The sequence below is a fragment of the Thiocapsa imhoffii genome, from assembly GCF_016583985.1.
GTDB lineage: Bacteria > Pseudomonadota > Gammaproteobacteria > Chromatiales > Chromatiaceae > Thiocapsa > Thiocapsa imhoffii.
On sequence record NZ_NRSD01000001.1, the window covers coordinates 59,179 to 71,441 of the forward strand.

Annotated in this window: 11 protein-coding genes and 2 tRNA genes; 5 read left to right on the top strand and 8 right to left on the bottom strand. The window is 64.6% G+C overall.

Going from position 1 to position 12,263, the window contains the following annotated elements; genetic code table 11:
- The first annotated feature begins 113 nt into the window (after positions 1-113).
- Both argS and CKO25_RS00265 read left to right on the top strand, forming a co-directional pair.
- On the top strand, positions 114-1,886 hold the full coding sequence (gene argS / locus CKO25_RS00260) for an arginine--tRNA ligase (RefSeq protein WP_200385910.1): 1,773 nt from the start codon (positions 114-116) through the stop codon (positions 1,884-1,886).
- 1 nt (position 1,887) lies between these two features.
- A complete protein-coding gene (locus CKO25_RS00265) occupies positions 1,888-2,484 on the top strand; it encodes an SPOR domain-containing protein (RefSeq protein ID WP_200385911.1) in 597 nt (198 codons plus the stop codon).
- A 53-nt stretch (positions 2,485-2,537) separates the two neighbouring features.
- Here CKO25_RS00265 and phoU read toward each other — a convergent pair whose 3' ends face one another.
- The 4 genes from phoU to CKO25_RS00285 form a co-directional block, all read right to left on the bottom strand.
- The gene (phoU, locus tag CKO25_RS00270; RefSeq protein WP_200385912.1) at positions 2,538-3,203 is read right to left on the bottom strand and encodes a phosphate signaling complex protein PhoU; all 666 of its coding nucleotides are present in this window, start codon (positions 3,201-3,203) and stop codon (positions 2,538-2,540) included.
- 26 nt (positions 3,204-3,229) lie between these two features.
- On the bottom strand, positions 3,230-4,417 hold the full coding sequence (locus CKO25_RS00275) for a phosphotransferase enzyme family protein (RefSeq protein WP_242467235.1): 1,188 nt from the start codon (positions 4,415-4,417) through the stop codon (positions 3,230-3,232).
- A complete protein-coding gene (locus CKO25_RS00280; RefSeq protein ID WP_200385913.1) occupies positions 4,389-6,602 on the bottom strand; it encodes a RelA/SpoT family protein in 2,214 nt (737 codons plus the stop codon). The genes CKO25_RS00275 and CKO25_RS00280 overlap by 29 nt, the downstream gene beginning before the upstream one ends.
- A 168-nt stretch (positions 6,603-6,770) precedes the next feature.
- The gene (locus CKO25_RS00285; RefSeq protein ID WP_200385914.1) at positions 6,771-8,033 is read right to left on the bottom strand and encodes a DUF1015 domain-containing protein; all 1,263 of its coding nucleotides are present in this window, start codon (positions 8,031-8,033) and stop codon (positions 6,771-6,773) included.
- A gap of 240 nt (positions 8,034-8,273) precedes the next feature.
- On the opposite strand from CKO25_RS00285, the gene CKO25_RS00290 reads away from it, so the two are divergent.
- The 3 genes from CKO25_RS00290 to CKO25_RS00300 all read left to right on the top strand — a co-directional run bounded on the left by CKO25_RS00290 (position 8,274) and on the right by CKO25_RS00300 (position 9,281).
- Positions 8,274-8,347 (top strand) — tRNA-Cys (locus CKO25_RS00290).
- Positions 8,348-8,430: 83 nt separating this feature from the next.
- Positions 8,431-8,515 (top strand) — tRNA-Leu (locus tag CKO25_RS00295).
- 4 nt (positions 8,516-8,519) lie between these two features.
- A complete protein-coding gene (locus CKO25_RS00300) occupies positions 8,520-9,281 on the top strand; it encodes an ABC transporter ATP-binding protein (protein ID WP_200385915.1) in 762 nt (253 codons plus the stop codon).
- 21 nt (positions 9,282-9,302) lie between these two features.
- On the opposite strand, the gene CKO25_RS00305 is transcribed toward CKO25_RS00300, so the two are convergent.
- From CKO25_RS00305 to cobU, 4 genes are read right to left on the bottom strand one after another with little or no spacing between them, the layout of a single operon-like run.
- Positions 9,303-10,049, bottom strand: coding sequence for an adenosylcobinamide-GDP ribazoletransferase (locus tag CKO25_RS00305; protein ID WP_200385916.1), 747 nt, complete (start codon positions 10,047-10,049; stop codon positions 9,303-9,305).
- 15 nt (positions 10,050-10,064) lie between these two features.
- Positions 10,065-10,646, bottom strand: a complete 582-nt coding sequence (locus CKO25_RS00310; protein WP_200385917.1) for a histidine phosphatase family protein — start codon at positions 10,644-10,646, stop codon at positions 10,065-10,067.
- A complete protein-coding gene (gene cobT, locus CKO25_RS00315; protein ID WP_200385918.1) occupies positions 10,646-11,716 on the bottom strand; it encodes a nicotinate-nucleotide--dimethylbenzimidazole phosphoribosyltransferase in 1,071 nt (356 codons plus the stop codon). Before cobT ends, CKO25_RS00310 begins: the two co-directional genes overlap by 1 nt.
- Positions 11,713-12,234 (bottom strand): bifunctional adenosylcobinamide kinase/adenosylcobinamide-phosphate guanylyltransferase, encoded by a 522-nt coding sequence (cobU, locus tag CKO25_RS00320; RefSeq protein WP_200385919.1) that lies wholly within the window; start codon positions 12,232-12,234, stop codon positions 11,713-11,715. The genes cobT and cobU overlap by 4 nt, the downstream gene beginning before the upstream one ends.
- Positions 12,235-12,263 lie beyond the last annotated feature (29 nt).

Consider the following 12,263-nt stretch of genomic DNA (forward strand, 5'->3'; position numbering starts at 1 on the left):
GCGCGCTGTCATGCGATCGAGTGCGTCGCGCACCGCGCTCACGATCAGCGGGATCACCGTCACAGTGCCGTTCATGCCCCTCACTGGGCGGCCCGAACCCTGAAGCCAACGTCATGAAGCAAGCTATCATCGATCTGATCCGTGTCGCCCTGACCCGTCTCGACGAGGCCTCCGCCACGTCCTCGGCGGGCCACCCCGAGCCTCAGGTGGAGCGCACCCGGGATGCGACCCACGGCGATTTCGCGACCAATTTGGCGATGATCCTCGCCAAGACCCACAGGTCCAAGCCGCGTGAGGTTGCCGAACGCTTGGTTGCGGCCTTGCCCGCATCGCCGCTGATCGCGCGCGTCGAGATCGCCGGACCCGGCTTCATCAATTTTTTTCTCGCCGAGGATGCCTATCGCCAGGTGATCCCGGAGATTCTGCGCGCGGGGCCGGATTATGGTCGCAGTGATCAGGGGCAGGGGCGGCGCGTGCAGGTCGAGTTCGTCTCGGCGAATCCGACCGGACCACTACACGTTGGGCACGGTCGCGGCGCCGCCTATGGCGCGGTGGTGGCCGATCTGCTCGAGGCGGTGGGCTTCGATGTTCACCGCGAATACTATGTCAATGATGCCGGTCGGCAGATGGACATCCTGGCCGCTTCGATCTGGCTGCGCTATTTGGAGCTCTGTGGCGAGGAAGTGGCATTCCCAAGCAATGGCTATCGCGGTGATTATGTCTGGGACATCGCCGCGACCTTACACCGTGAGCACGGTGAGGCCTATCGCGCTGACGCCGCCGAGGTGTTCGCTGGACTTCCTCCCGATGCGGGTCCCGATGGCCAAGACGGCGGCGACAAGGAAGCCCATATCGATGGCTTGATCACCGCGGCGAAGCGTCTGTTGGGTGACAACCGCTATCGTTATGTCTTCGAACTCGGATTGAACACCATCCTGGACGACATCCGTGAGGATCTCGCGCAGTTCGGGGTGACCTATCAGGAATGGTATTCCGAGCGGACCTTGGCCGAGAGCGGCGCGGTGAACCGGGCGGTCGAACGCTTGCGCGAGGCCGGTCACCTCTACGAGCAGAGTGGGGCGCTCTGGTTCCGGTCCAGTGCCTTCGGTGATGCGAAGGACCGTGTCGTGGTCCGTGAGAATGGTCAAAGTACCTATTTCGCCTCGGACATCGCCTATCATCTGGACAAACTCGAGCGCGGTTTCGAGCGCGTCATCGACATCTGGGGCGCCGACCATCACGGCTATGTGCCACGCGTGAAGGCGGCCCTGAGCGCCATGGGCGAGGACGCCGGGCGGCTCGATGTCCTGCTGGTCCAGTTCGCGATCCTCTACCGAGGCGGTGAAAAGGCGCAGATGTCGACCCGCTCGGGCGAGTTCGTCACCTTGCGCCAATTGCGCAAGGAGGTCGGCCGGGACGCGGCACGCTTCTTCTATGTCATGCGTCGGTGCGAACAACATTTGGATTTTGATCTGGATCTGGCGAAATCCGAGTCCTCCGACAATCCGGTCTATTATGTCCAGTATGCCCATGCGCGTGTTTGCAGCGTGTTGCGCCAGGCCGCGGAGCGCGGAATCGCGGTCGATCCCTCGCCGGGCACGCGTCATCTCGAACGGCTGACGGAGACCCATGAGATGGCCTTGCAGCGGACCCTGGCGCGGTATCCGGAGGTGGTGGAGGCCGCGGCGCTCAAGGCCGAGCCACACCAGCTCACACAATACCTGCGTGAGCTGGCGAACGATCTGCACACCTATTACAACGCTCACCCATTCTTGGTCGAGGACATTGACCTGCGCGATGCGCGCATCAAGTTGATCCTGGCCGTGCGCGAGGTGCTGCGCAATGGGCTCGGGCTTTTGGGTGTTTCGGCACCGGAGTCGATGTGAGATGACTCGAGACTATCGGCGCGGCAGCGTGGGGCGCCCATCCGTGCCGCGACGCAAACAGGGCCAATCCTGTATCTGGTCCTTTCTCCTTGGCGGCATGCTGGGTGCCTTCATCGTGGGCTTCTTCTGGGTCCAGAACCCGGATGCGGTCAAACAGCCCGAACAATCCGCCGCGGAGCCGTCCGAACGTCCCACCCTGCCCCCGTCACCGAGCTTCGAGTTTCCGCACTTGTTTCGTGATACAGAGGTCGACATCGGCACGGGCGCGGTGCGACCGCCACCGCCACCCGCCCCACGTCCTGAACCGCAGGCCGTTGAGCCCGTCGCACCCGTGGCGCCGGCCGCGCCGGTGGCCGCGGCTGGCCGCGGTGTCCTGATTCAAGTGGCCTCCTTTGGGCGCGGTGCCGATGCCGAGCGACTCAAGGCCGAGCTCGCCTTGCTGGGCATTCCCAGTCGCGTGGAGGTCGCCACCGTGGCCAGTGGTCAGACCTACCACCGGGTTCGCACCGGCCCCTATGCCAGTCCGTCCGAGGTCGATCGGGTGCGTGCGTTGTTGCAACGCCACGGTCATGAGGCGATGACGATTCGCGTCCCTTGAAGCGGGGCCGTCTATAGATGAGTGATTGTTCCGTCCGAGCTCAATCGGCTTGATCAACCTAACTCGAGCATTTCACCCGAGGCCACATAGACGGTGCGCTCGGCGACATTGGTAGCCCGGTCCGCCACGCGCTCGTAGTTGTGCACGATCCAGAGCAGGTAGGTTCCCAGCGTGGCGAAGTCCGGGTCCGCGCGCATCATGGCAAGGACCTGTTCGATCACGGCGCGTTCGTTGTCGTCGACCTGCTCCTCACGCGCGATGCTGTCGCGCGCGTGCTGCTCGTCCTCGCTCGCGGTAAAGGCTGCGAGACTCTCCGTTAACATGGCGATGGCATCCGTGGCGACCGCAATGATTGCCTCGACGGGCTCGCGAGGAAACCGCGCCTCGCCAGCGCGCAGGATGATGCGTGCGATGTCGGCGGCATAATCACCGATGCGCTCGAGCTCCGAGGCCAGCTCCATGCAGGCGCCGATCGCTCGCAAATCCGCCCCCGCGGGCTTGTAGGCCGCCAGTGCAACCAGGCATTCCTGCTCGAGGACCCGCCGCTGCGCGTTGATCCGCAGGTCGTCGGAGATGATTCGGGCAGCGTTGCCAGTGTCCTGCTCGGCGAGGCATTGCACCGATGCGTGCAGGGCGTCGATGACCAACTGCCCCAAGTCTCCAACCGCCTCTTGCAACTGGGCACGGCGTCGCTGGACCAGATTGATGTGCTCGCTCATCTCCACTTTATCCTCATGATTGGCGGTCAGGGCCGCGCCGGTCGATCTCCGTGCGCTCCCGGTTGGATCAGGGGTTGTCGTGCTGTCGTGAAGGCGTCCTCGACCAGTGCTTGGATCGACTCAGCCTTCGCCTCGATATCCCGCACCAGGGCAAATTGCACGGCGGCCTTGCGCAGATTCTGATGCGGCTCCGTGATCTTGAAGTAGCGGTTGCCGTCGAGATGATCGGTCAGAAAGCGCAGTCCCAACTCGAACGGCATGAGCGCGAGCGCGTTTGGGATCAGGTTCCGCTCGGCATCAAGCAACCAATGGCGGGTTTGCTGAGCATAGGCCCGCAGGAGCGGCGCTGCCAAATCGAGATCGAAACAGACCCCCCCGCCAGCGGCCGTTTCGCCGCGGCGGTTGCAGCAGGAACGCAGACAGTCCCCGATATCGTGAAGAATCAAGCCCGGCTGAACCGTATCCAGGTCGATCAAGGCGCGGGCCCGACCATCGCTGGAGTCGAACAACATGTTATCGAGTTTCGGGTCACCGTGAATGATGCGCACCGGAATCCGCCCCGCGGCCTGCGCATCGGCGAGGCAACGGCTGAGTTCGCGATGCGTCTCCACGAACCCGAGACAGGCCGCGAGATCGTCGTCCTGTTCTCCCGGGTCGACGGTGGCGTGGCAGGCGTCGAGGCGGGCCAGATATCCGGGTGTCTCGTGGAAGCCCGGCAGCGTGATCCCCATGGCGTCGCTTGGCAGGGTTTGCAGCAGGCTGTGGAAGCGCCCCAGTAGGAGGCCGACTTCCCGGGCCTGTGCGGGTGAAGCGAGCGACGGGAGGCTGATCGTGTTCGTGATGAACTCCATCAGCCGCCAGATCCCACCGGTCGCATCCTGGAGCGCCGTGGCCCCGGCGTGTGTGGGAACGAGGCGCGGCAAGTGCAGATCGTCGGGTGGATGCCGGGTGGCATGGGCAGCGAGACGTTGCAGGTTGCGCATGATCTGGAGCGGGTCGGGAAAGACCCGCGGGTTGAGGCGCTGGAGCACATAGTCACACGGCCCGGCCTGCACCCGGAAGGTTTCGTTGATCAGGCCGCGTCCAAGGGGGGCGATCCGCTCGACGGGTCGCGGGATCGCAAAGCCACTCGCGATTTGCTCGATGAGCCCCAAGGACCCTTCGCCGGGGTCGGCCCCCCGGGTCTCAATCGGAGCGGCGCACATCGAGGACATCTGGAATCTGATCGAGTTTCGCCATGATCCGCGCGAGATGGTCCATATTGCGGACCTCCAGGGTGAAGCGCATCGCGGCCGTGTCGGTGGAACGCTCGGAGTGGGTGTTGACGCCCAGGACGTTGATGTCGTCATCGGACAGCACCGAGGAGACATCGCGCAGCAGACCCTTGCGATCGAGCGCGATCACGAGGACATCGACCGGGTAGCCCCCGTGCGCGGGTTGCGTGGCCCAGTGCACCTCGATCAGACGTTCGCTCTCCGCGGGCGGCAGATGACGGAGATTCCCGCAATCCTGGCGGTGGATCGTGACCCCGCGTCCGCGCGTCACGAAGCCGACGATGGGATCATTGGGCACGGGCTTACAGCATTGCGCCAGGTTGGTCATGAGATCATCGACGCCCTCCACCACGACATCAGTGGCCAAGGCGGTGCGGGTTTTGTGCGGCGCGCGCGTCTTGATCTCGACCTGCTTCACCTCCTCGGTCTTGCGTGGACCGACTTGGCGTGCCACCTGACCCACCGAGAGGTCGCCACGTCCGATCGCGGCGAGCACATCCTCGCCGCGTTTGAAGTTGAAGCGGCTCGCCAGGTCGTCCAGGTTCGGTTTTTCGTTGATCCCAAGCCGGCTCAGCTCTCGATCAAGGGCGCTGCGGCCACCTTGCAGGTGTTGGTCGTGATCCTGTTGCTTGAACCACTGGCGCACCCGATTGCGCGCGCGCGCCGTGGTCAGGTAGCCGTGGTGCGGGCTCAGCCAGTCGCGGCTGGGCATGGCATTCTTCTGGGTCAGGATCTCGACGGTCTCACCGCTGTGCAGTTCGTAATTGAGCGGGACGATGCGCCCATTAATGCGTGCGCCGCGGCAGCGATTGCCGACTTCCGAATGGATGGCATAGGCGAAATCAAGCGGCGTCGAGCCGCTGGGGAGTTCCACGACCTTCGATTGTGGAGTCAGGACATAGATGTGAACGGGTTCGAATTCAGCCTTGAAGCGTTCGAGGAAACTCCCGCCTTCGTCGGCTTCATTCTTGAGCTCGAGCCAATGACGCATCCAGGTCACCCGCCGTTGGAATTCAGCGTCGTGTCCTTTCGATTCCTTGTAGGCCCAATGCGCGGCGACCCCGAACTCGGCGTTACGGTGCATCTCGAAGGTCCGGATCTGCACCTCGAGCGGCTTTTCCTCGGGACCGATCACCGCCGTGTGCAAGGATTGATACATGTTGCCCTTCGGGGTGGCGATGTAGTCATCGAACTCGTTCGGGATGTGCTTCCAGAGCCCATGGACCAAGCCGAGCGCCGCGTAGCAGTCGCGGATCGTCTTCACTAGGATGCGCGCGGCACGCAGGTCGAAGATCTCAGCGATTTCAAGATCCTTACGCCGCATCTTGCGCCAGATACTATAGAGATGCTTGGGGCGCCCCGTGATCTCGGCGTCGATGCCAGCCTCATCGAATTTGTCGCGCAGCATTTGGATGACGGCCGCGATGTAATGCTCGCGCTCCTCGCGGCGTTCGGCGAGGAGCGCCGCGATCCGTTTGTACTCATCGGGCTGGAGATAGCGAAGACTCAAGTCCTCCAGTTCCCATTTGATCTGCCAAATCCCCAGCCGGTTGGCCAAGGGGGCATAGATACGCTGGGTATCCCGAGCGATCTTGGCCCGCCGTTCGGGCTCCAGATCCTTGATGACGCGCATCAGGTGGACCCGTTCGGCCAGAACGACCAGGACCACGCGCACGTCCTCGGCAATCCCGAGCAGCAACCGGCGGAGGTTCTCCTCGTGTTCGTCCTGGTCCTTCGCCGCGATGATGGCATCGACGTGAGCGATCTGGCCGATCCGTGAGAGGTCGCCCACCATGCGGGCGATGCCAGGGCCGAAACGGGCATCGAGTTCGGATTCCGTGAGATCGCTCTGATCGAGGCAGCCATTGAGGAGGGCGGCAATCAGGGTCTCGGAGTCCATGCGCAACTGCACCAGGATATCCGCCGTGGACAGGACGTGCCGAACATGGGTCTCGCCGGTCTCGATGCGCCGATCCCCCCGACAGTTGGTCAGGATCGCGCAGGCGCTCGCGATGCGAGTGCGCTCGTCATGCCCATAGTGGCTTTCCAACTCCGTAAGCCAGAGTTGAATGGTCGACTCGTCGTTATCCTGTGACGCTGGCAGGTTGGAGGTCGGCTTGACCATCAATCATCCTGGAACGAACGCTTGATCAGGTCGTGCCACTTTCGACCGCTCGCGTGAGGTCTGGTTCGCCATCTCACGACGGCACCAGCCGCAAGCGAGGCGAGCACCAGGTGCCGCGTGGAGGTCAATGGCGACCATCCACCGGGCAGCGCGGCTCCGCAGGGTTGCTCAAGGGTCTTGGCGTGGTGCATCGAAGAGGTGACTCACGAGCCCATCGGCCAACTTGGGCTCGAACCAGGTCGATTTCGGTGGCATCAGTTCGCCAGCATCGGCTACCGCCATGAGGGCGTCCATGGCGGTGGGAAAGAGTGAAAAGGCCACCGCCATCTCGCCCGTCTCGACCCGTTGGGCCAGCGCCTCGAGTCCGCGGACCCCTCCGACGAAATCGATCCGCTCATCCGATCGCGGATCCTGGATCCCCAGGATTGGACCGATGAGGTGGTCTTGCAGCAGGCTGACATCGAGGCGGCCCACCGGATCGTCGAACGGAATCCGCTCGGGCGGTAAGGTCAGGCGATACCAATGGCCCGCGAGATACATGCCGAACTCGCCAGCGCGAGTGGGCCGCACCGGGCCGGGCGCACCGACGATGTCGAAGATGACCGAGATCCGCCGGATGAAGGTTGCGACATCCAATCCATGCAGGTCACGCACGACCCGGTTGTAGTCGAGAATCCGCATCTGCTCATGCGAGAAGAGCACCGACAGGACGAAGTGATAGGGTTCCGCGCCGGTATCGGAGGGATTCGCCTGGCGTCGCTGCTGCGCGACGCGTGCCGCCGCGGCACAACGGTGGTGGCCGTCGGCGATGTAGAGTGCTGGAAGGGCCTCGAGTGCGTGTGTGAGTGTTGCCATCTGGTCGTGATCGAACACAGGCCAGAGCGCATGCGAGACGCCGTCCGCGGTGGTGACCTCGCTCTCAGGCACCGTGTCGGCGGCGAGGCGGGCGATCAGGTCGTCGAGCTCCGGCCGTGCGCGATAAGCGAGCAGGACCGGCCCGGTCTGCGCGGCGAGTGCCTCGATCTGGCGGACCCGGTCGTCTTCCTTGCGGGGACGCGTGAGTTCATGGCGCTTGATGCGGTGCGAGGCATAGGCCGCGAGCGAGGCCACGCCGACGAGGCCGGTTTGGCTGTGGTGACCGCTCGACATGCGATAGAGGTAGTAGCCAGCGACGGGGTCGGCTCGGAGGATGCCGGCGCGGCGCATCCGCTCCAGATTCTCACGCGACTTGGCATAGACGGCCGGTGCGTAGGGATCGCTGTCCGCGGGGAGATCGACCTCGGCGCGCGAGACATGCAGAAAGCTCCAGGGTCGGTCCACCACCATGCGACGCGCCTCCGCGGCACTGATCACATCGTAGGGTGGGGCGGCGACGTCACCGGCGTGCCCGGCTGTGGGTCGCAGCGCCGCGAAAGGTTTGATCAGGGGCATGGCAACACACCATCGATAACGACGCGAGACGCTTGCGTCAGTTCACTATGGTATCAGTTGATCCAGGGTCGCGGCCAAATCGAACGCGAGCCAGGTGTGGCGCGCGGCCGTGCCCGCCAGCCGAGCGGCAGCGACCCGCGCCAGGCGCCAAGGCAGCCGCTCGGGTCGGTCGAGATGGGATCAGTCGATGTTTTGCTTGTGACAAGCCGGCGTGGAATGACTATACTCAGCGGCTCACAAGGCTGAGTGGCAGAGTGGTTATGCAGCGGCCTGCAAAGCCGTGTACCTCGGTTCGATTCCGGGCTCAGCCTCCATCTCGACGCTCCTCGCGTCTCACGTGCGGATCATCCGACCACGTTCACCGCGGCGTCTCATCGCTTGGCGAAATGACTCATGCGCCTGGGTGGCGAAATTGGTAGACGCAAGGGACTTAAAATCCCTCGGCTTCGGCCATGCGGGTTCGAGTCCCGCCCCAGGCACCAATTGATGTCCAGCCCGAACCAACGCTCGGAACGTGGGTGCAAGCCTGATTCAGAACTCGCTGGACAGGTCGTGTTCGCGGTGCGTGGCGTGACCAAATCCTACGGGGTCGGCGAGGTTCTAATCCAGGCGCTGCGCGGCGTCGATCTGGATCTCCAAGCGGGTGAACTTCTTGTCCTGCTGGGCGCCTCGGGATCAGGCAAATCGACCTTGCTCAACATCTTGGGTGGTCTCGATCGCGCCACATCAGGCTCGGTGCGGTATCTCGGCCAGGATTTGAGCCGGGCGAACGATCAGGTTCTCACGGCCTTTCGGCGCCGTCATGTCGGTTTCGTCTTTCAGTTCTACAACCTCATTTCCAGTCTGACGGCGCGTGAGAATGTCGCCATCGTCACCGAGATCAGCGCGCATCCGATCGCACCGGAGGAGGCTCTCGATCTCGTGGGTCTTGGGGAGCGGCTCGACCATTTCCCCTCGCAACTCTCCGGTGGTGAGCAACAGCGTGTCGCCATTGCCCGCGCGGTTGCGAAACGACCGTCCCTGCTGCTATGTGATGAACCGACTGGTGCACTGGACTCCAAGACGGGGATCCGCGTGTTGCAGATGATTCGCCGCATCAACCGAGACTTGGGCACGACGACGGTGATCATCACCCACAATGCCGTCATCGCGGAGATGGCCGATCGCATCATCCGGCTCGCCGATGGTCGTGTTCAGCAGATTCAGCGCAACCACCACCCTCGTGATCCAGCCGAACTGGAATGGTGACCCCCGCGGGGGTCGCGTGCGCTACCAGGCGAGCAGGACCATCATGGCGAGCAGCAGCAGGGTTTCGGAGATCTCGACCAGGGCGCCGGCGGTGTCGCCGGTGAAGCCCCCGATGCGGCGGAGCATGAGACGGCGCAGGCTCAAAAAAAGCAAGCCGCTCAGGCCGACCAGTCCCAGCCCGATCCAGCCGCCGATCAGGACGCAGGCGATCCCGCTCAGGACCACCGCAATCCAGACGGGTCGTCGTGGCAGGTGGGCGAGCGCCGCGCTGGCCATGCCTTGGTCACGGGCATAGGGGGTGGTGAGCAGCAAGAGCGCAAGAAGGGCGCGCGCCAGCATCGGGATGAGGATCAGGAGGACGCTCGGGCCGCTGGCGATCAGGGCCTGGAGTCCAGACCATTTCCCGATCAGGACCAGCCCAATCGCGGTGATGGCGGCGGGGCCACTGCGCGGATCCTTCATGATCTCGAGGGTGCGTTCGCGGCTCATGAGGCCGCCAATCCAGGCGTCGGCGCTGTCGGCGAGGCCGTCCAGATGCAGGATGCCCGTCGACCAGACCCACAGAAGCAGGATCACGGCTGCCGCAACGCCGGCATCGACCGGTTCCAAGACGAAGAGGCCGAGGACGAGCGTCAGCCCCAAGAGAAGTCCAATCGCCGGATACCATGGCACGGCTTGTCCCGCGTGTTGTGCGGCGATCTCGGCGGGCTCGGGAAATGGCCAGCGGGTCAGAAAACGACCGGCGAGCCAGAAGGGTCGGACATCCATGCGCGGTCCCTCGCCTCAAGCGCAACCGTGGCGGATGAGGCTGGGACGTCCCGGTGAGGGTGGCACGCGCACACGGCTCAGACAGGCTGGTGGAACCTCGAGCAGGATCGTCGCCGCGGCGGGCATGCTCAAGACCTCGGCGAGGATCACGCGGATCACGCCGCCATGCGTGACGACCAAGGGATAGGCCGCCCCAGCGGTCCGCACCGCGTCCCAGGCGCCCAGGACCCGTTGGCGGAAGGACGCGAAGGGTTCCGCGCCCGGTGGGGTATAGTCGATCGGGTCCTCCCAGAAACGGATCAAGTCAGCGGCTGGGATCTGGTTCGCGGTCAGTCCTTCCCAGGCCCCGAAGTGCCGCTCGCTCAATTGGGGTAGGGTCATGATGGGCAGGTCATGTGCGGCTGCCAGCTGCTGAGCAAACGCATGGCAACGTCGGGCAGGGGAGGAGAAAACGGCGTTCCAGCCCGGGTTTTGGGCGGTTGCGCGTGTCATCTGCTCCATGCCCGCGGGACTCAAGGGGTCATCCTGTCCACCGCGAAAGCAGGCGCCGCCGGCGGCCTCGCCGTGACGTAAGAGTTCGACGAACTGATCCTGCATCAGTCGAGGGCGCCGTCCGCTTCACTCACTCCGGCCTCGGCAAAGGTCGCCATCTGCTGATGGAGCGCACAGGCCAACCGCAGGAGGGGAACGGCTACGGCGGCGCCACTGCCCTCGCCGAGACGCATCCCCAGATCGAGCAGGGGATCGCCCTCGAGTGCGGCGATGATCTGCTGATGGCCGGGCTCCGCGGACTGGTGGGAAAACAGGAGCCAGTGACGCAACTCGGGTTGGAGACGCGCCGCGACCAGGGCCGCCGCACTGACGATGAAGCCGTCGACCAGAATGGGCAGACCGCGCTGGGCGGCGGTGATCAAGGCCCCGACCATCGCCGCGATCTCAAAGCCGCCGAGTCGGGCGAGGAGTTCGGTCGGCGTGCTACCCTCCGAGGCATGCAGTGCCAGCGCGCGCGTGATGATGTCCGCTTTGTGCGCAACGCCCTCTGGGCTGAGTCCCGTGCCAGGGCCGACGATCACCTCGGCGGGCTGATCCAAGAGGGCGCAGGTCAGCGCGGTCGCTGGCGTGGTGTTGCCGATGCCCATCTCACCGCAGATCAGGAGCCGGGCTCCCCCGTCGAGTGCGCGTTCCGCCGCCGCGCGTCCCGTATTCATCGCCGCCGCGAGTTGAGCATCGGTCATCGCGGGGGCGCGGGCGAGATTGGCGGTGCCAGGACCAATCCGCTCGGGGCGCACGCCGGGAATGGGCCCCGGGTCGGTGGCCATGCCGACATCCAGGATCTCGAGCCGTGCGTCGAGGGCTTGCGCGAGGACCGCGATCGCCGCGCCTCCAGCCGCAATGTTGCGCACCATTTGCACGGTCACGGCTTGGGGGAATGCCGAGACCCCTTCCGCCGCGACCCCATGGTCGGCGGCGAAGAGCAGGATCTGAACGGGATCGGACGTGGGATTGGGGGTCCCCTGCAACCCCGCCAGGCGGATGGCGAGCTCCTCGAGACGTCCCAAGGATCCACGTGGTTTGGTCAGGTGGTCCTGGCGCCGGCGTGCCGCGTCCGCGGCCATGGCATCGATCGGCAGGCAGGGCTGTGTCAGCCAGCTGAGGCTTTCACTCATGCTTCGCACTCCTTGATCGTCAATGGGATCCCGGCGACCGTAAGGATGACCTGATCGCAACGCGCGGCCAGGTCTTGATGTAGGGTACCGGCGACGTCAACAAAGCGGCGCGACAATTCGCCGAGCGGGATGACGCCCAGATTGGTTTCGTTGCTGACCAGGATGAGGGTTCCAGCGGTCGTGGTCACGACCTCGAGGAGGGCGCGGATCTGCGCCGCGAGGGCATCGTCGTCCCCGCGCATCAGCCAGTTCGTCAGCCACAGGGTCACACAGTCGACCAGCACGCAGCGCTGCGCTCCCGCCTCGCGCGCAATCACCTCGGCCAAGGCGTATGGCTCTTCAATGAGGCGCCAGGTTGGGCTGCGGCGGGCGCGATGCGCGGCGATCCGCTGCGCCATCTCGGCATCCTTGGCCTGGGCGGTTGCCACATAGACGACTGGCTGGCCGCTGGCGTGAGCCAGCTGCTCGGCGAGCCGACTCTTGCCCGAACGGACGCCTCCGAGGATCAGGGTTCGCATCCGCTTACCGTTCCCGATCCTTGAGGAAA

Coding starts and splice junctions, on each gene's coding strand:
- argS (WP_200385910.1), top strand. CDS start 114: ATGAAGCAAGCTATCATCGATCTGATCCGTGTCGCCCTGACCCGTCTC.
- CKO25_RS00265 (WP_200385911.1), top strand. CDS start 1,888: ATGACTCGAGACTATCGGCGCGGCAGCGTGGGGCGCCCATCCGTGCCG.
- phoU (WP_200385912.1), bottom strand. CDS start 3,203: ATGAGCGAGCACATCAATCTGGTCCAGCGACGCCGTGCCCAGTTGCAA.
- CKO25_RS00275 (WP_242467235.1), bottom strand. CDS start 4,417: ATGTCCTCGATGTGCGCCGCTCCGATTGAGACCCGGGGGGCCGACCCC.
- CKO25_RS00280 (WP_200385913.1), bottom strand. CDS start 6,602: ATGGTCAAGCCGACCTCCAACCTGCCAGCGTCACAGGATAACGACGAG.
- CKO25_RS00285 (WP_200385914.1), bottom strand. CDS start 8,033: ATGCCCCTGATCAAACCTTTCGCGGCGCTGCGACCCACAGCCGGGCAC.
- CKO25_RS00300 (WP_200385915.1), top strand. CDS start 8,520: ATGTCCAGCCCGAACCAACGCTCGGAACGTGGGTGCAAGCCTGATTCA.
- CKO25_RS00305 (WP_200385916.1), bottom strand. CDS start 10,049: ATGGATGTCCGACCCTTCTGGCTCGCCGGTCGTTTTCTGACCCGCTGG.
- CKO25_RS00310 (WP_200385917.1), bottom strand. CDS start 10,646: ATGCAGGATCAGTTCGTCGAACTCTTACGTCACGGCGAGGCCGCCGGC.
- cobT (WP_200385918.1), bottom strand. CDS start 11,716: ATGAGTGAAAGCCTCAGCTGGCTGACACAGCCCTGCCTGCCGATCGAT.
- cobU (WP_200385919.1), bottom strand. CDS start 12,234: ATGCGAACCCTGATCCTCGGAGGCGTCCGTTCGGGCAAGAGTCGGCTC.